Here is a 17,605-nt window from a genome sequence, read left to right as displayed (position 1 = left end):
TCGCGCGCTCATGACTCCCGGAGGTACTCGAACGCGGAAGCCAGCAGTTCGTGTGCCACGGCGGGCGTGCGTTCCTCCTCCGGCAGACCGGCGTACGCGAACAGCGCGGAGCGCATCGCGCCGGCAGCGGCCCGGGCCAGCACGGCCGCGCGCAGGGGCGTGGCCGGGTCGGGATCATGCTCGGCGAGCCGCTCCCGCAGGGCGTCGGCGAGACCGTCCTCGAACTGGCTGAGCACCGGCAGGAACTGGCGCACCGACCGGCCGGGAAAGCGCTGCGGCGGCCCACTGAACATCAGGGCGGGGGCGCCGTCGGCGATGAGGTCGAGACAGGCGCCCAGGACGGCGGTATAGGAGTCCTCGCCGGCGGGGCGGGCCACGACATGGGCCCGCATGACCGGGATGAGGTCGAGGACCTCGTCGAGGACCAGGTCCTCCTTGGAGGGGAAGTAGCGGAAGAAGGTCCGCTCGGTGACCCCGGCGGCCGCCGCGATGTCCCGCACGGTGGTCTGCGCGTAGCCACGCTCCTCGAACATGCGGTGGGCGGCCTCCTGGAGGGCCTTGCGGGTCGCCGCCTTGTGCGCCTCGCGACGCCCGCGTGGCTCCGCGGTGGAGGTGTCGAGGGTTGCCATGTGCGGAGTATCTCAGGCGGAAAACCGACGGTCCAGAATCTGTCAGTCATGACAGGTTCTGTATGCTGTCAGTCATGACACTTTTTGGGAGGGGGCGTGTGCTCCGTGGCCGGATCTCCCGCAGGGCCCGCCTGATCACCCTGGGCGTGGTCGGCGCCGTGCTGGTCACCGGGGGTGCCGTCGAGGCGGTGGCACGTCAGCAGGCGGCCGACCGGCTCGCGGACCGCATGGAGAAGCGCCTGGACACCAGCCTTGACGTGGGCTTCGGACCGACACCGGTGATGCTGCAACTGGCCCGTGGGTCCTTCCCCCGCGTGGAGGTCTCCGGCGAGGGCGCGACGTTCCGCCGGTTCTCCGGGGTGGACCTGCACGCCGAACTCGCCGATGTGGTCCGCACCGGCGACGGACTGTCGGTGGCCGACACCCAGGTCAGCGCCGAACTGACGGACACGGCCCTGGCCGGTGCCGTCGCCACGATGACCGAGGGCGCGCTGAACATCGCGGCGGTCACCACCGATCAGGAAACGGGCGAGCTGGTGGTGCACGCCGGGCCGGCCGGACGGATCTCCGTCGGTTTCCGGCCTGTCCTTGAGCAGGAGGGCATCCGGTTCGAGCGCACCACCGTGCGCGTCGGCGATCGCGTCGTCCCGGAGGCCCTCGCCGGGCAACTGCTCGGGGACGCCCCGCAGGAGGTCGACCTGTCGGGACTGCCCCTCGGCCTGGAGCCGGAACGGCTCGACGTCACCGCCGACGGGCTGCGCCTGGAGCTGGCGGGAGGCAGTACGACCGTGAACGCCTGACCCAGTACGACCGTGAACGCCTGACCCAGTACGACCGTGAACGCCTGACCCGTCCCCCGTCCGACGCCCCCACTCCCCCCCACCGCACTTGCAACTACTGCACGAGGAGCATCTCCGTGGCGACTTGGCTCTATCGGCTCGGTCTCGGCGCCTACCGCCGTCGGCGGCTCGTCCTGGCGGCCTGGCTCGCCGTGCTGACCGGCGCCGTCTGCGCGCTGCTCGTCGTGGGCGGCAAGCTCGACAACGAGTTCACGATTCCCGGCTCCGAATCCCAGCGGGCGCAGGACACGATGGCCGAGGACTTCCCGGCCGCCGCGGGCACCAGCGCCCAGATCGTGTTCACCGCGCCCGAGGGCGCCAAGGTCACCGACCCAAGGGCCACGCAGGGCATCCAGGGGACCCTGGCCGCCGCGCAGGACGCCCCGCAGGTCGCCGCGGTGATCCCGCCCGACAAGGCCGGCACGGTGACCCCCGACGGACGCACCGCACTCGCCCAGGTCAACTACGACGTCAGCCGCTCCGACCTGGACGACGGCACGCTCGACTCGCTGGAGGAGACCACCAAGGCCGCCGAGGAGGCGGGTCTTGAGGTCTCCGTCGGCGGTCAGGCGTACGGCAACGGCGTACTCACCCCCAGCGTCCTCGAACTCCTCGGTGTCGTGGTCGCGTTGGCGGTGCTCGCCCTCACCTTCGGCTCGCTGCTCGCCGCCGGGATGCCGCTGCTGACCGCCTTCGCCGGCATCGGCACCGGGCTCGCCGGGCTGCTGGCGCTGTCCTCGGGGGTGACGGTGTCGTCGACCGCGCTGAGCCTCGCGCTCATGCTCGGTCTTGCGGTGGGCATCGACTACGCGCTCTTCGTGCTGTCCCGGCACCGGACCCAGCTCGCCCAGGGAATGGAACCGCGCGAGTCGGCGGGACGGGCGGTCGGGACGGCGGGCAGCGCGGTGGTCTTCGCCGGGACGACGGTCGTCATCGCGCTGGTCGGGCTGGTCGTGGTGCGTATCCCGTTCCTGACGGTCATGGGTCTGAGTGCGGCGGCGACGGTGCTCATCGCCGTGCTGGTCGCGGTGACGCTGCTGCCGGCGCTGTTCGGCCTCGCGGGCGCACGGCTCGCGCCCCGGCCGGGGTCACGGGCCGCGCGGCGGGCGGCTGTTGCCGCGGGGGAGGTTCCTGCGGGGATCACAGAAAAGGCCACGGAGCAGGCCACGGATGAAGCTTCGGGAGAAGCCACGGAGCAGGCCACGGAAGAAGCTACGGGAGAAGCCACGCAGCAGGCCACGGAAGAAGCTTCGGGAGAAGCCACGCAGCAGGCCACGGAGCAGGCCGCAGCAAAGGCCTCCGTCATGGGGCAGCGCTGGGCCCGGCTCGTCACCCGGCGCCCGCTGCTCGTCGTCGTCGGCACCGTCGCCGCCCTGGTGACCCTGGCGCTGCCCGCCGCCGACCTGCGGCTCGCGCTGCCCGACAACGGCACGGCGGCGCACGGGACGTCGCAGCGCGAGACGTACGACACCGTCGACGAGGCGTTCGGGCCCGGCTTCAACGGGCCGCTGCTCGTGCTCGCCGAGGCGGACACCCAGGGGCAGGCCGGGCAGCAGCAGGCGGCCGCGGTGGCCGGACGGCTGCAGGAGCTGCCGGGAGTGGTCAAGGTCGGTCAGCCGCAGTACGCGCCGGAGTCCGGGCGGGCGGTGATCCAGGTCGTGCCCGAGGGCGGACCGCAGGACGAGTCCACGCAGGACCTCGTGGACACCATCCGCGGCGACGCGTCCGCCATCGAGCGGGAGACCGGCGCCGCCGTGTCCGTCACCGGCACCACGGCGATCGGGATCGACGTCTCCGACCGGCTGAGCGCGTCACTGCTGCCGTACGCGGCCGTCGTCGTCGGGCTCTGTCTGATTCTTCTGCTGCTGGTCTTCCGCTCGCTGGTCGTGCCGGTCAAGGCGACCGTCGGGTTCCTGCTGTCGGTGGCGGCGTCCTTCGGTGCGGTCGTGGCCGTGTTCCAGTGGGGCTGGCTCGCCGACGCGCTGGGCGTGGCCAGGACCGGACCCGTCGTCAGCTTCCTGCCGATCGTGCTGATGGCGGTGCTCTTCGGACTCGCCATGGACTACGAGGTCTTCCTGGTGTCCAGCATGCGCGAGGAGTGGGTGCGCACCGGCCGGGCCAGGGACGCGGTGGTCGACGGGGCCGGACAGGCCTCGCGGGTGGTGACGGCGGCGGCGCTCATCATGTTCTTCGTCTTCGCCAGCTTCGTGACGACGGAGGACGCGATCGTCAAACCCATCGCGTTCTCACTGGCGTTCGGCGTGCTCGTGGACGCCTTCGTCGTACGGATGACCCTGGTACCGGCGGTCCTGGCGATGGTGGGACGCGGCGCCTGGTGGCTGCCACGCGGTCTGGACCGGCTGCTGCCCGATCTGGACATCGAGGGCGCACGGCTGCACCAGCCGGCCCGCACCGAACCCGCGCGGCCCCTGACCGAAATCAATGCCGGCTCTGGCTGAATTACCAGGATTTGATTCCAGACATCAGAACCGGACCGAATAACACGACGTCGGCCTGCCTTCCGGGTTTACCCGGAGGCAGGCCGACGTTTTTGCGCCGCTCAATGTTACCGGCGAGGAAATTTACCCTGGAATATTTGATTCCACCGGAACTCCCGTGTTTGACTGAGGTCACCGGATCGGATCCGGATCGAACGGGGGAGAGTCTGACCACTCTTCTTTCCATCTTCCATGCGCCCGTTTGGCGCATGTTCACTTGGATGGCCTGACCTGTGCAAAGAAGCCGGGTCGGCTTCCATCGGCACGCACGATTCCCTCTATTACGCCACCCGAAAGCCAAGGGAAACACGCATGCACCTCGAAGAGAAAATCGCCCCTGCCCGCCATGGGCTGCGCGCCGCCGCGCGCCCCGTCATCACCGGGTCCTCGCATTCCTTTCCGGATACCCGGACCAGCCAGGACGACCTTTGGAAGGAATTCTTCCTGGAGCACTACGACGGCTTCCCGCTGGCACGCCGGATATTCGAGAATTCCGGAATCAGCTCCCGCTCCACGGCCGTGGACCCGCGCGCCGAGCGGGAAGTGTCCGGCTGGAGCACCGGACAGCGCATGGAGCGCTACATCGAGGAGGCCGTGCCGCTGGGCAAGCGCACCGTCTCCGCGGCCCTGGAGTCCGCGGGCCTGGCCCCGTCGGACGTGGGCATGCTGGCCGTCGCCTCCTGTACCGGCTACACCACGCCCGGCCTCGACTTACGGCTCGCGGACGAGCTGGGCATGAGCAGCAAGGTCCAGCGGCTGTTCATCGGCCACATGGGCTGCTACGCCGCCGTCCCCTCACTCGGCGCCGTCTCCGACTTCGTCGCCTCGCGCGGCCGTCCGGCGGTGCTGCTCTGCCTGGAGCTGACCTCGCTGCACGTCCAGCCGCCCACCCAGGACATCGAACAGATCGTGGCGCACGCGCTGTTCGCCGACGCCGCCGCGGCCGTCGTCCTGGAGCCCGACGCCGGCTCCGGCTTCGAGGTCATCGACGTCGTCGCGGTCACCGACCACAGCACCGCCGACCTCATGAGCTGGCAGATCACCGATCTCGGCTTCAAGATGGGCCTCTCGCCGAGGGTGCCCGACGTCCTCGCGCAGCACGTCGGCGAGGTGGTCCGCGACCAGCTGCTCGCCCCGCACGGCCTCAAGCCCGAGGAGGTCACCGGCTGGGCCGTGCACCCGGGCGGCAAGCGCATCCTTGAGGTCGTCGGCGAGCGGCTCGAACTGCCCGCCGGCGCGCTCGACGCCTCCTACGGCGTCCTCGACGAGTGCGGCAACTGCTCCTCGCCCACCGTCCTGATGGTCCTCGAGCGCCTGCCCCGCACCGAAGGACCGGTGGTCGCCATGGCCTTCGGACCTGGCCTGACGCTGTACGCGGCCCTGCTGCGCCGGTCCTGACACCGGCCGGGGCACCGACGGACCGCACTCCGTCGGCCCGCCCGAAGCACCTTTCCGCACGACCCACGGACACCGCCCCAAGGACGCACGGAAGGAACAGCTGCGCCATGCCCACTCCGACCTCACCGGGCCAGGTCTTCGTCACCGGCACCGGACGCTGCGGCTCGACCCTGGTCTCCGAGCTGCTGCGCGAGCACCCGCAGGCCCTCAGCCTGAGCGAGCTCTTCAACCACCTCACGGACATGTACCGGATCACCGCCCGGGTCTTCCCCGAAGGCCCCCTCACGGCGGCGGAGTTCTGGGAGGTCCTGTCCTCCCGCAACACCGTCAACCGACTGCTGGGCGCCCACGGCCTGGCCCCCAGGGAAGTCCTCTACCGCCCCTCGCCGACCACCCGCTTCCAGGCCGCCACCGGTATCCCGGCCGTCCTGATGACCACCCTCCCCCACCTCTCCGACACCCCCGACGAGCTCTACGACGAACTCGGGGCGGCCGTCGCCGAGTTCCCGGACGCCCGGGCCGGCGAGCACTACCGGCGCATGTTCGCCTGGCTGTGCACCCGTTTCGGCAAGACCCTGTGGGCCGAGCGCAGCGGAGGCTCGCTGATCCTCGCCGGGCAGTTCCGCGAGCACTTCCCCGACGCCCGCTATCTGCACATCGTGCGCGACGGCCGGGACACCGCGCTGTCGATGAGCCGTCACACCGGCTTCCGGATGGCGGCGGTGGTGATGGCACTGCATCTCACCCTCGGCCACGACCCGTACGCCGAGACTCCCGGGCCGGACGCCGAACGGGACCTGGGCTTCGTACCGGAGGAGCTGCTGCCGTTCCTGCCGGATCGTTTCGACGCGGACGCCGTGCGCGACTACCGGCTCCCGGTCTCGCTGTTCGGCACGTACTGGGCCGACGAGATGAAGCGCGGCATGGAGGCGATGTCCGTGCTGCCGCAGGAGAACGTGCTGCACCTGTGGTACGAGGACCTGCTCGCCGCGCCCGAGGAGTCCCTGCACCGTATCGGCGAGTTCCTCGGCGCGGACTTCGTCGACAGCGACTGGGAGCGCCGGTGCGCGGCCAAGGTGGGCGCGCCCTCGTCGTCCTGGCGCGACCTGCCCGACGCCGAGCGCGCGGAGCTGGACCAGGCGTGCGCCGCCGGGTTCTCCGTGCTCGCCGCGCACGGTGTCGTCCCCGTGGCCGGCACGACGGCAAGGAGCAGCGCATGAGGACCCCGCCGACCCCGGGCGCCACGGTGTGGCTGACCGGGCTGCCCAGCTCCGGCAAGACGACGCTGGCCCAGGCACTGGCAAGCCGCCTCACCCGGGAGGGGCGGCGGGTCGAAGTGCTCGACGGCGACGAGATACGCACCTTCCTCAGCGCCGGCCTCGGCTTCACCCGCGAGGACCGGGACACCAACGTGCAGCGCATCGGCCTGGTCGCCGAGGTGCTGGCACGCAACGGCATCCTGGTGCTGGTCCCGGTCATCGCGCCGTACGCCGACAGCCGGGAGGCGGTCCGCAAGCGGCACGAGGCGAGCGCCACCCCGTATCTGGAGGTGCATGTCGCCACGCCGCTCCAGGTGTGTGCCGTACGCGATGTGAAGGGCCTGTACGCGCAGGCCCGCGCCGGGCGGCTGTCCGGTCTCACCGGCATCGACGACCCCTACGAGCCTCCGCAGAACCCGGACGCGAAGGTGGAGACCCAACTGCAGTCCGTGGACGAGTCGGTGAACGCCGTGCACGCGCTGATGGCCCAACGGGGGGTGCTGTGACGACGGTCGCCGCGCGGCTCGGACACACCGACGTCCTGGAGGCGGAGGCGGCGTACATCTTCCGGGAGGTGGCCGGCGAGTTCGAGAGGCCGGTGCTGCTGTTCTCCGGCGGCAAGGACTCCGTGGTGATGCTGCATCTGGCGCTGAAGGCGTTCGCACCGGCGCCGGTGCCGTTCGCGCTGCTGCATGTGGACACCGGGCACAACTTCCCCGAGGTGCTCGCCTACCGGGACCATGTGGTGGCCGCACATGGGCTCACCCTCCATGTGGCGTCCGTACAGGACTACATCGACCGGGGTGTGCTGCGCGAACGCCCTGACGGCACCCGCAATCCGCTCCAGACGCTGCCGCTGCTGGAGGCGATCAGCGGCGGCGGGTTCGACGCGGTGTTCGGCGGCGGGCGGCGCGACGAAGAGAAGGCACGGGCCAAGGAGCGGGTCTTCTCCCTGCGGGACGAGTTCGGTACGTGGGACCCGCGCCGCCAGCGGCCCGAGCTGTGGCAGCTGTACAACGGCCGTCACCTGCCCGGCGAGCATGTGCGCATCTTTCCGCTGTCCAACTGGACCGAGCTGGACGTGTGGCAGTACATAGCCCGCGAGGGCATCGAGCTGCCGTCCATCTACTTCGCGCACGAGCGGGAGGTGTTCCTGCGGTCCGGGATGTGGCTGGCGCCGGGCGACTGGGGCGGCCCGCGGGACGGTGAGCCGGTGGAGAAGCGCCGGGTGCGCTACCGCACCGTCGGCGACATGTCCTGCACCGGCGCCGTGCTGTCCGAGGCGTCCGAGGTCGACGAGGTGATCGTCGAGATCACCGCCTCCCGGCTCACCGAGCGCGGCGCCACCCGCGCCGACGACCGGCTGTCGGAGGCCGCGATGGAGGACCGCAAACGCGAGGGGTACTTCTGACGTGACCGCCGACCTGACGGCCCTCGGCCATCCCCCTCATTCCACCGCCGCGCTGATGGTGCGCGGCATCTTCCAGGAAGCCAGGTCCCGGCTGACCGCCGGGTCCGGAGCGCGGAAAGGACCTGTGAACCCCATGGCCACCGCCCAGCCGTCCGAAGCGACCGCGGCCGAGGCGGACCTGCTCCGCTGGGCCACCGCCGGCTCGGTGGACGACGGCAAGTCCACCCTCGTGGGACGACTGCTGCACGACTCGAAGTCCGTCCTCGCCGACCAGTTGGAGGCCGTCGCCCGCGCGTCCTCCGGCGAGGGCCCCGAACTGGCCCTGCTCACCGACGGGCTGCGCGCCGAGCGCGAGCAGGGCATCACCATCGACGTCGCCTACCGCTACTTCGCCACGCCCCGGCGCCGGTTCATCCTGGCCGACACCCCCGGACATGTGCAGTACACCCGCAACATGGTCACCGGCGCCTCCACGGCCACGCTGACCGTGATCCTCGTCGACGCCCGCAAGGGCGTGGTCGAGCAGACCCGGCGGCACGCGGCCGTCGCGGCGCTGCTGCGGGTGCCGCACGTGGTCCTCGCCGTCAACAAGATGGACCTCGTCGGCTACGAACGGTCAGTGTTCCGGGGCATCGTCGAGGAGTTCGACCGGATCGTCGCCGAGCTCGGCATTCCCGAGGTCACCGCCATCCCGATCTCCGCGCTCGCCGGTGACAACGTCGTCGAGAAGTCCACGCGCATGGACTGGTACGAAGGCCCGACCGTCCTCGCGCACCTGGAGAACGTCCCCGTCGCGGACGAGGTGACCGACGGACCCGCCCGGTTCCCGGTCCAGTACGTCATCCGCTCCGGAGACGTCCGCCTCTACGCCGGTCAGGTCGCCGCCGGTGCGCTACGGGTGGGCGACCGGGTCACCGTGCTGCCGTCCGGGCGCACCACCACCGTCACCGGCATCGATGTGCTGGGCGCCCCGGCCGAGCTGATCCGCTCGCCGCAGTCCGGCGCGCTGCGGCTCGCCGACGACCTGGACATCTCCCGGGGTGACCTGATCGTCCCGGCGGCGGCGCTTCCGACGGTGTCCCGGGATGTCGAAGCGGCCGTGTGCCATCTGCACGAGCGGCCACTGAAACCCGGGGACCACGTGCTCCTGAAGCACACCACGCGCACCGTGCGCGCGGTGGTCCGCCGGATCCCGGGGCCGGGACGGCTCGATTTGAACGAGATCGGCCAGGTCGCCCTGCGCACCGCCGAACGGCTGGCGTTCGACCGGTACGAGGACAGCCGGCGCACCGGCTCCTTCGTACTGATCGACCCGGCCGACGGCGCCACGCTGACCGCGGGCATGGTCGGCGCGACCACTCCGGGACCCCCCGATGCGGCTGCCTGAGATGTTCCCCCGCTCCCGGCGTCCGCTCCGCGCGGCCCTCGCGCTGCTCCTGCTGCTGTTTCTGGCGGCGGGCTGCGGCTACGGGTCCCGGGCGCCGGGGGCGGTGGCACCGGCCGTGGGCACCGGACCACCGCTGTCGGCGGACGAGGTCTCCGTCGGCTACTTCGCCAACGTCACCCATGCCACCGCGCTGGCCGGTGTCCAGAAGGGCTTCTTCACTCGCGAGCTGGGCGGCACCCGGCTGCGCACGCAGGTCTTCAACGGGGGCCCGTCGGCGCTGGAGGCGCTGAACGCGGGCGCCGTGGACATCGCGTGGATGGGACCGTCGCCCGCCGTCAACGGCTATCTGCGGTCCGAGGGACGCGGACTGCGGATCGTCTCGGGCGCCGCCTCGGGAGGGGTCGCGCTGGTCGTCGACGGCGACGCGAAGGTGCGCGGCACCGACGTCCGGGGGCTCAGGATCGCGACGCCGGAGGCGGGCAACACCCAGGACGTCGCGCTGCTGCACTGGATCCGCGAGCAGGGCTGGGAGGTGGATCCGCGCACCGGGCGCGGTGACGTCACGGTGGTACGGCAGTCGTCCAAGGAGATCCCGACCAGCTTCCGGCGGGGCACGATCGACGGAGCGTGGGTGCCGGAGCCGGTGGCCGCGCAGCTCGTCGCCGCCGGCGGACGGGTGCTCCTCGACGAGTCGGACCTGTGGGACGACGGCGCGTTCGTCACCGCCCTGGTGGTGGTGTCCCCGTCGTTCCTGGCCGACCATCCGGACGTCGTCGAGGCCGTGCTGCGCGGTTCGGTCCGCGCAGGCGCCTGGCTGAAGAGCGACCCCGCCCAAGGGAAGGCCGCCGTCAACGACGCCATCGCGACCGTGACCGGCCGGCCACTGGAGCCCGGTGTCCTCGACGCGGCCTGGCGGCATGTGAGCCTCACCGACGATCCGCTCGCCGCGACGCTCGCCGAGGAGGCGGACCGGGCCGACCGGCTCGGGCTGCTCGACGGAAGCCGTGAGGCCCTGGACGGAATCGTCGATCTGCGCCTCCTCAACCGGGTCCTCGCCCAGCGGGGCGAACCGGCCGTGGACGACGCCGGACTCGGTGTCGCGGCCACTCCGACCACCTGAACCGAAGGATTTGATCTCATGTCGGAAACAGCGCTGCGGGCCGTATCGTCGGCCCGCCCGACCGCCCTGGCCGAGGTGGAGGAGCCGGCCGTTGGGCTCACCCATGTCTCCAAGTGGTTCGACACCGGGGGGCGGCGTCAGACGGTCCTGGACGACATCGGACTGACCGTCGGGCGCGGGGAGTTCGTCTGTGTCCTCGGCGCCTCGGGCTGCGGCAAGTCCACCCTGCTCAACCTGGTGGCGGGACTCGACCGGCCGTCCGCGGGCGCCATCGAGGTCACCGGCGGCCGACGGCCCGCGCTGATGTTCCAGGACCACGCCCTGTTCCCCTGGCTCACCGCGGGCCGGAACGTCGAACTCGCCCTGCGGCTGCGCGGAGTGGCCCGGCGCGAGCGACCCGAGGAGGCCCGTCGGCTCCTCGAACTGGTCCGGCTGAAGGACGCCTACGGCAAGCGTGTCCACGAGTTGTCCGGCGGTATGCGCCAGCGCGTGGCCCTGGCCCGCGCGCTCGCCCAGGAGAGCGATGTGCTGCTGATGGACGAGCCGTTCGCCGCGCTCGACGCCATCACCCGGGACGTGCTCCACGAGGAGCTCACCCGCATCTGGACCGAGAACAACCTCACCGTCCTCTTCGTCACCCACAACGTCCGCGAGGCCGTGCGGCTCGGGCAGCGGGTCGTGCTGCTGTCCTCCCGGCCGGGCCGGATCGCCCGCGAGTGGGCCGCCACCGGCACCCCTGAAGCCGCCCTGACGTCCCTGGTCACCGACGCCCTACGGGAGGAGATACGCCGCCATGGTCGCCGGTGAGACGGTCGCGCCCCGCAAGGTGAACGAGACCACGTCCGTCGAGGCCGGTCTCGACGCGCTGGACAGCGCACCCGCCGGCCCCGCCCGGACACCCGTACGGCAGATCCTGCGGGAACGGGTGCTGCCACCCGTGGCCGCCGCCGTCCTCGTCCTGCTCGCCTGGCAGGTCGCCTACGAAGCCGAGGTCAAGCCGGACTACCTGCTGCCGTCACCCGCCGACGTGTGGCGGGCGCTGTCGGACCAGTGGTACGAGGGCACGCTGTTCTCCACGGTGTGGACGAGCATGCAGCGCGGCGCCCTCGGGTTCGCGGCGGCCGTCGTCATCGGCACGGCGCTGGGACTGCTGCTCGGCGCGGTGCGGTCGCTGCGGGTCGGGATCGGCCCTGTGCTGTCGGGGCTGCAGTCGCTGCCGTCGGTGGCGTGGGTACCGGCGGCGGTCGTGTGGTTCGGGCTCACCGACGCCACCATCTACGCGGTCGTCCTGCTGGGCGCCGTACCGTCCATCGCGAACGGGCTGCTGGCGGGCGTGGACCAGGTGCCGCCCCTGTATCTGCGGGCCGGAAGGGTGCTGGGCGCCACCGGGCCCGCCCGGGTCCGGCACGTCCTGCTGCCGGCCGCGCTGCCCGGCTACCTGGCCGGGCTCAAACAGGGCTGGGCGTTCTCCTGGCGGTCCCTGATGGCGGCCGAACTCATCGCGAGTTCCCCGGAGTTGGGCCTCGGCCTCGGACAGTTGCTGGAGAACGCCCGTACCTACCAGGACATGGCCCTGGTTCTCGCCACCATCGGGGAGATCCTGGTGGTCGGCATCGCCGTGGACCTGCTGCTGTTCGCGCCGTTGGAGCGGAGGGTGCTGCGGTCGCGAGGTCTTGCGGGGGCGCGGTCGTGACGAGGGGGGCGCCGGCTGCTGTACTGACCCGATGAGCGAGCACGCCGGTTCGGAATCCTCATGGCTGCTCCGGCTGGCGCCGTCCGTCGTGGCGCCGGAACCGGCGTGTCCACCGGAGACGCTGGCGGTGGCCGAACGGCCGCTGGGTCCGGGACCGGTCGGCTGGGCCGTCGAGGTGGCCCGCGACATGGCGGCGCACATCGTGCGCCAGGTGCCCGAGCACGGCACCCCCGGCGCACACCCGCCGTTCCAGAGGGCGGTGGAGGCCACCGTCCTGACGGCCCTGCGGGGACTCGCCACCGAACCGGAGCCGACCGGCTCGCTGGTGACACCGGAGGCGGTGGCCGCAAACGCCGAACTGGCCCGCCGCAACGTCCCGTTGGACCGGGTGCTGCGCGGCGTCCGGCTCGGCCATGCCTACCTGCACGCCCGGCTGATGGAGGCGCTCGACAAGGAGCCCGGGGACATCCGCGCCCAGGAAGTCCACCGGATCAGCGAGTTGCTCTTCGTCTACGCCGACTTGCAGTCCAGCCGGCTCGCCGAGGAGTACGTCGCCGAACGCGACCGGTGGCGGCGCAGCACCGAGGCCGCCCGCCGCCGCACGGTGGACGACCTGCTGGCCGGACGGCTGATCGGCGGGACGGTCGCCGCGCGCACACTCGGCTACGAACTGGCCCGGCACCACGTGGCGTTCATCGTCACCTCCCGCTCCCATGACACCTCGCCCGACGAACTGCGCCAACTGGCCGCCGAGTTGTGCCGCGCGGCCGGCGGGGAGAGCCTGCTGGCCGTGACGGCGGGCCCCACCGAACTGTGGGCGTGGGCCTGCTGGTCGGCGGAACCGGCCCGCGACGCGCTGGCCGGGCTGCCCGCTCTGGTCCCCGAGCGCAGACCGCTGCGGGCGGCGCTGGGGCCCGTGGGATACGGCGCCGAGGGCTTCCGGCGCAGCCACCGTGGCGCCCGGGAAGCCGAGCGCGTGGCCCGCCTCGGCCGTACGGGCTGGCTGTGCGACTACGCCGACATCAGCACGGCGGCGCTGCTCACGGCCGACGCGGAGCATGCGCGATGGTTCGCGGCGCGGGTGCTGGGAGCGCTCGGGGCAGATGATCCGCGGGTGCGGGAGCTGCGGGAGACGCTGCGGGTGTATCTCGCCGAGGGGCGCAGTCCACAGGGGGCGGCCGAGCGGTTGTTCGTGGCGCGCAACACGGTGACGTATCGGGTGCGGCGGGCCCTGGAGCTGTTGGGGCGGCCGTTGGAGCAGGATGCGCTGGAACTGCGGATGGCGCTGGAGATCGTCCGCCTGCTGGGGGCAGCAGCGTAGGCAGTGGGCCCCGCATCCCAAACAGCGGCCGGAGTTTGGGCTGCCGGCCCAAAGCCCTGAAGGCGGCGCCGCCGTTCACTGCAACGGAAGACCAACAGCACGTGACACGCGCCCCCATCGCGTACCCGCAGCCGTCACCCCCTCACCGCCCCGGGATCCGCCATGCCCTCATCCCCCGCCGCCCCGACCCGCCGGACGGTCCTGCGCACCGCCGCTGCCGCCTCCACCCTCACCACGGCCGCCGCCCTGGCCCCGCACCCCGCACACGCCGCGCCCGGGCCGAGCCGTGGCACCGAGCTGATCCTGCTCGGCACCAGCGGCGGCCCCGTCCCCATGCACGGTCGCGCCGGTATCGCGTCCGCGCTGGTCGTCGACGGCCGGGCCTACCTCGTGGACTGCGGCCCCGGCATGTTCGGCCGGTACGCGCAGGCATGGCTGACGGCCGGGCAGCTCGCGGCGATCTTCGTCACGCACCTGCACTCCGACCATCTGTCGGACCTGTACGCCCTGTTGTGGCTGCGCTTCGGCGGGTTCCAGCCGCTGGACGGCCCGGTGGACGTCTACGGGCCGGGTTCCGCCGGGAACCTCCCCGCGGTCTGGCCGAAGGGCCGATCGGTCGGCACCGTCAGCCCGTCGGAACCCGCGCCCGGCACGGAAGACCTGATCGCCGGGCACATCGCCGCCACCGCGTACGACATCAACGTACGGATGCGCAGCGAGGGCTGGCCCGACATCCGCACCCTGATCCGGCCGCACGACGTGCGCTTCGCGCTGCCGAAGGGTGCGGGGCCGCGCAAGCTGATGGCTCCTCCGATGGAACCGTTCGAGGTGATGCGGGACGACCGGGTCCGGGTGACCGCGGTGCTCGTCGACCATCCGCCGGTGTTCCCCTCCTTCGCCTACCGCTTCGACACCGCCGACGGCTCGGTGGTGTTCAGCGGCGACACCGCGCCGTGCGCGAACGTGGCGCGGCTGGCCAGGGGCGCGGACGTGCTGGTGCACGAGGTGATGGACCTGGACACGCTGGCCCTGGGCGGGCTGAGGCCGGCGCAGCTGCGGCACATGGAGATCAGCCACACGGACGCGACTCGGGTCGGCCCGCTCGCCGAACGCGCCGGCGTCGGCACGCTGGTGCTGAGCCACCTGGTCCCCGGCGCCACGAACGTCGTCTCCGACTCGACCTGGCACACCAAGGCGAGCAGGGGCTACTCGGGCCGCGTGATCGTGGGCAACGACCTCGCCCGGCTGCCCGTGGGATCCCGGCGGACCTGAGGCCGCGCAACTCGTGCTGAAACCAGCCGTGTGCCCCGGAGGCGCCATCCGAAGAGCCGCTACGGCTACTGACCGCGTCGGAATTGACCAAGACGGCCCCGCAACCGCTGTGCCCGCAACACCAGTTCCAGCTCGAAGCGGCGGTCGGGGTCGTCTATCTCGTCGCCCCACAGCTCGCGGATCTGGCGCAGGCGGTAGCGGACGGTCTGGGGGTGGACGCCCAGACGGGCCGCCACCTCCGGCGCTCCGCCCCTCGTCTCCAGCCACGCCAGTAACGTCTCCGCGAGGCGGCGGCCGTGGGTCGGGCCGCAGTGGGCCAGGGGGGCCAGGCAGCGCAGGGCCAAGTCGTCCAGCAGTTCCTCCGGTTGGAGCAGCACCAGCGCCTCCGTGTGCTCCGTGCAGTACACGACCTCGCCCGTCGGTAACAGGCCGCGTTCCATCAGCCGTACCGCCGCCTCCGCCCAGCGCAGCGACTTCGCCGCGTCCGCCAGCCGGACCGGGGGACCTATCGCGCCGGACCAGCCCGTCAGGGCCCGGTGCAGCAGCTCCGAGCGGCCCGCGGCGTCCGGTTCGGGGACTACCATGCGCGGTTGCTCGTATTCCATGTCCAGCAGCACGCCCTGGCCCACCGCCGGTGCCACCGCCTCCCTCGCCGGCCGGAGCAGGACGCCCACCGCGACCTTTCCGGGGACGGACCAGCCGATCCGGGCGGCCCGTTCGGTGAGTGCCTCGGCCGGGTCGCCCCGGTGGTGCTCCGCCAACAGCAGTTCCATCAGGCGGCGTTGGAGGCGCAGTCGCTCCCCGGCCTGGCGCGCCGCCGCTTCCGCGTAGCCGCGTACCGACTGGTCCACGAGGCCGTCGAGGTACTCGTAGCCCGCGTCGACCAGTTCGTACATCGCCGGTGGCGGGATCTCCACGCGCTGGCCGATGTCGGCGAAACGGCGCCAGGCCAGCCGTACCCCCATGCGGTAGATCGCCTGGAGGGAGTCCAGGCTGCGGCCGTTCAGGCCCTCGCCCCTGCCGAAGTCCTGGAACACTCCGGGCGGGACCCTCGGGCGGCCCTCCGCCGTCTCCAGGTGCTGGACGAAGACCTCGATCGCCCGGCGGATGCCGATCAGGGCCATCGGCTCGCCCGACTCGTCGAGGACGACCGGCAGATGGGGGTACTCGCGGCGGATCTCGGTCATGATCTCTTCGGCCAGCGCCGGGGCCTCCGCCATGGCGATGGCCGCGAAGCGGCGCACCTGGAGGCGGGGGACGTCGTGCCAGGCCGAGCGGGTCGAGACGGCGTCGGTGCGAGCGGCGGACGGCACGGCTCAACTCCCCTGGCCGGCTTGTTCGTAGGTGATCAGGGGGTTGTTCGGCTGGTCGGGGGTGGCCTCCAGCAGGGCGACCACGCCGAGCGCGGCTCCCACCGCCAGGGCGGCGGCGAGCGCTACGGTCAGCGCGGCGGCGAGCAGTCTGGACATCGCAGGGTCAGCCTCTCTGTACACACTCCGTACAACCGCTGTTCGGTCGCCCCACCCGGGCTTTCCGTCCCTGCCTGTCGGCCCCAGTGTCGACACGACATTGACACCTCGTCAAGGGGCGCCTACGGTTCCCGGCCCAGACGGGTGCCGTGCGTCGGACCGTGCCGCACCCCTCCCGCACGCGCACCTTCCCCCTCGGCGCGGCCACCCCCCACGTCGCGTCGTCCCGAGCCTCTGGAGTGCCCGGATGCGCCGTACAGCCTCACCTTTGTCGCTGATCCTGCTCGGTCTCGGCACGTTCCTGCTGGTACTGGCACCCATGCTCGCCTGGTACGTCGAGCCACGGGCCGCCGTGAACCCGATCGACATCGACACCACCGCCGTCTACAAGGGCACCGGCAGCGTCTTCGACACCGAGAAGATCGAGACCGTGGCGGGCCAGACCATCACCGTCACCCAGCGGGTGCGCGGGAATGTCGCGGAGAGTGAGAAGAGCGGCAATGCGGTGTGGGATGTGATCACCACCGTCGACACCGACAAGTCGCTGCCCGCCGCGGATCCGTACGACGCGCTGGACTACGTACCGCACCGCTGGGTGATGGACCGGAAGACGACCCGGCCAGTGCATTGCTGCGAGGAGAAGCCGTACATCGAGGGCGAGGCCTATCTGAAGTTCCCCTTCGACGTGCAGAAGCGGGACTACCGGTGGTGGGACAACACCCTCGGCGGGACGGTCACGATGAGTTACCGGGGTACCAAGGAGGTTCAGGGGTACACCGGTTACCGGTTCACCGCGACGGTGCCGCCGACCAAGACCGGGACGCGACTGGTGCCGGGCCGGCTCGTCGGTCTGCCGGACACACCGCAGGTGCTGGCCGAGGAGTGGTACGCCAACCACGGCGTGGAGCTGGTCGTCGACCAGGCCACCGGCCGTGTGCTGTATGCGCAGACCGGCCCGCGCCGCACCCTGCGCGCCCCCGGCGGCGAGAAGGACGCGGCGGTGCTGCTGGACAGCCGGAAGATCGCGTTCACCACCGAGACGCAGAAGGAGGCGGTGTCGAAGGCGGAGGACGACAGCGGGCGACTGGAGCTGGTGGGGCGGACGTTGCCGATCGGTGCGGGTGTGGTGGGGTTCGTCCTGGCCGTGGCCGGGATCGTTTTGGTGGTACGAGGGAGGCAGCGTCCCGGTTCATCCGAATTGCCTCAGCCTCCGCTCACGATGTGACATTACGTCAGCTCTAATAAAGCCCGAAATTGTCACTTCGGTGAGTAGCCGTGACGAACGGCTGGGCGAAAACTGTCCACCCCA

Annotated in this window: 16 protein-coding genes; 13 read left to right on the top strand and 3 right to left on the bottom strand. The window is 71.6% G+C overall.

Annotated elements, in window-relative coordinates; all coding sequences use genetic code 11:
• Window positions 1-8 precede the first annotated feature (8 nt).
• Window positions 9-629, bottom strand: a complete 621-nt coding sequence (locus RMT89_RS27640) for a TetR family transcriptional regulator (protein ID WP_315886496.1) — start codon at window positions 627-629, stop codon at window positions 9-11.
• 74 nt (window positions 630-703) lie between these two features.
• Between RMT89_RS27640 and RMT89_RS27635 the strand changes: the two genes are divergently transcribed.
• From RMT89_RS27635 to RMT89_RS27580, 12 genes are all read left to right on the top strand, one after another.
• Window positions 704-1,429 carry a DUF2993 domain-containing protein gene (locus RMT89_RS27635; protein ID WP_315886495.1) on the top strand — a complete coding sequence of 242 codons (726 nt, stop codon included), beginning with the start codon at window positions 704-706 and terminating at the stop codon, window positions 1,427-1,429.
• A gap of 116 nt (window positions 1,430-1,545) precedes the next feature.
• Complete coding sequence (locus tag RMT89_RS27630) at window positions 1,546-3,927, top strand: MMPL family transporter (protein WP_315886494.1); 2,382 nt, start codon at window positions 1,546-1,548, stop codon at window positions 3,925-3,927.
• A gap of 351 nt (window positions 3,928-4,278) precedes the next feature.
• On the top strand, window positions 4,279-5,364 hold the full coding sequence (locus RMT89_RS27625) for a 3-oxoacyl-[acyl-carrier-protein] synthase III C-terminal domain-containing protein (protein WP_315886493.1): 1,086 nt from the start codon (window positions 4,279-4,281) through the stop codon (window positions 5,362-5,364).
• A gap of 107 nt (window positions 5,365-5,471) precedes the next feature.
• The gene (locus RMT89_RS27620) at window positions 5,472-6,584 is read left to right on the top strand and encodes a sulfotransferase (RefSeq protein WP_315886492.1); all 1,113 of its coding nucleotides are present in this window, start codon (window positions 5,472-5,474) and stop codon (window positions 6,582-6,584) included.
• Window positions 6,581-7,129, top strand: a complete 549-nt coding sequence (cysC, locus tag RMT89_RS27615) for an adenylyl-sulfate kinase (protein WP_315886491.1) — start codon at window positions 6,581-6,583, stop codon at window positions 7,127-7,129. The genes RMT89_RS27620 and cysC overlap by 4 nt, the downstream gene beginning before the upstream one ends.
• Window positions 7,126-8,034 carry a sulfate adenylyltransferase subunit CysD gene (gene cysD / locus RMT89_RS27610; protein ID WP_315886490.1) on the top strand — a complete coding sequence of 303 codons (909 nt, stop codon included), beginning with the start codon at window positions 7,126-7,128 and terminating at the stop codon, window positions 8,032-8,034. Before cysC ends, cysD begins: the two co-directional genes overlap by 4 nt.
• A gap of 133 nt (window positions 8,035-8,167) precedes the next feature.
• Window positions 8,168-9,421, top strand: coding sequence for a GTP-binding protein (locus RMT89_RS27605; RefSeq protein ID WP_315886534.1), 1,254 nt, complete (start codon window positions 8,168-8,170; stop codon window positions 9,419-9,421).
• On the top strand, window positions 9,408-10,541 hold the full coding sequence (locus RMT89_RS27600) for an ABC transporter substrate-binding protein (protein ID WP_315886489.1): 1,134 nt from the start codon (window positions 9,408-9,410) through the stop codon (window positions 10,539-10,541). Before RMT89_RS27605 ends, RMT89_RS27600 begins: the two co-directional genes overlap by 14 nt.
• 18 nt (window positions 10,542-10,559) lie before the next feature.
• Window positions 10,560-11,348 (top strand): ABC transporter ATP-binding protein, encoded by a 789-nt coding sequence (locus RMT89_RS27595; protein WP_315886488.1) that lies wholly within the window; start codon window positions 10,560-10,562, stop codon window positions 11,346-11,348.
• Window positions 11,335-12,234, top strand: a complete 900-nt coding sequence (locus RMT89_RS27590; protein ID WP_315886487.1) for an ABC transporter permease — start codon at window positions 11,335-11,337, stop codon at window positions 12,232-12,234. The genes RMT89_RS27595 and RMT89_RS27590 overlap by 14 nt, the downstream gene beginning before the upstream one ends.
• A gap of 31 nt (window positions 12,235-12,265) precedes the next feature.
• Window positions 12,266-13,555 (top strand): helix-turn-helix domain-containing protein, encoded by a 1,290-nt coding sequence (locus RMT89_RS27585; protein WP_315886486.1) that lies wholly within the window; start codon window positions 12,266-12,268, stop codon window positions 13,553-13,555.
• A gap of 162 nt (window positions 13,556-13,717) precedes the next feature.
• Window positions 13,718-14,827 carry an MBL fold metallo-hydrolase gene (locus RMT89_RS27580; RefSeq protein WP_315886485.1) on the top strand — a complete coding sequence of 370 codons (1,110 nt, stop codon included), beginning with the start codon at window positions 13,718-13,720 and terminating at the stop codon, window positions 14,825-14,827.
• A gap of 65 nt (window positions 14,828-14,892) precedes the next feature.
• Here RMT89_RS27580 and RMT89_RS27575 read toward each other — a convergent pair whose 3' ends face one another.
• On the bottom strand, window positions 14,893-16,140 hold the full coding sequence (locus tag RMT89_RS27575; RefSeq protein WP_315886484.1) for a helix-turn-helix domain-containing protein: 1,248 nt from the start codon (window positions 16,138-16,140) through the stop codon (window positions 14,893-14,895).
• A gap of 3 nt (window positions 16,141-16,143) precedes the next feature.
• Window positions 16,144-16,296: a hypothetical protein gene (locus tag RMT89_RS27570; RefSeq protein ID WP_015660618.1), complete on the bottom strand. Its 153-nt coding sequence runs from the start codon at window positions 16,294-16,296 to the stop codon at window positions 16,144-16,146.
• A 247-nt stretch (window positions 16,297-16,543) separates the two neighbouring features.
• Between RMT89_RS27570 and RMT89_RS27565 the strand changes: the two genes are divergently transcribed.
• Complete coding sequence (locus RMT89_RS27565) at window positions 16,544-17,521, top strand: DUF3068 domain-containing protein (RefSeq protein WP_315886483.1); 978 nt, start codon at window positions 16,544-16,546, stop codon at window positions 17,519-17,521.
• Window positions 17,522-17,605: the final 84 nt, after the last annotated feature.

The sequence above is a fragment of the Streptomyces sp. P17 genome (assembly GCF_032436805.1).
Classification (GTDB): Bacteria; Actinomycetota; Actinomycetes; order Streptomycetales; family Streptomycetaceae; genus Streptomyces.
This window is presented reverse-complemented; position numbering and strand designations above follow the sequence as displayed.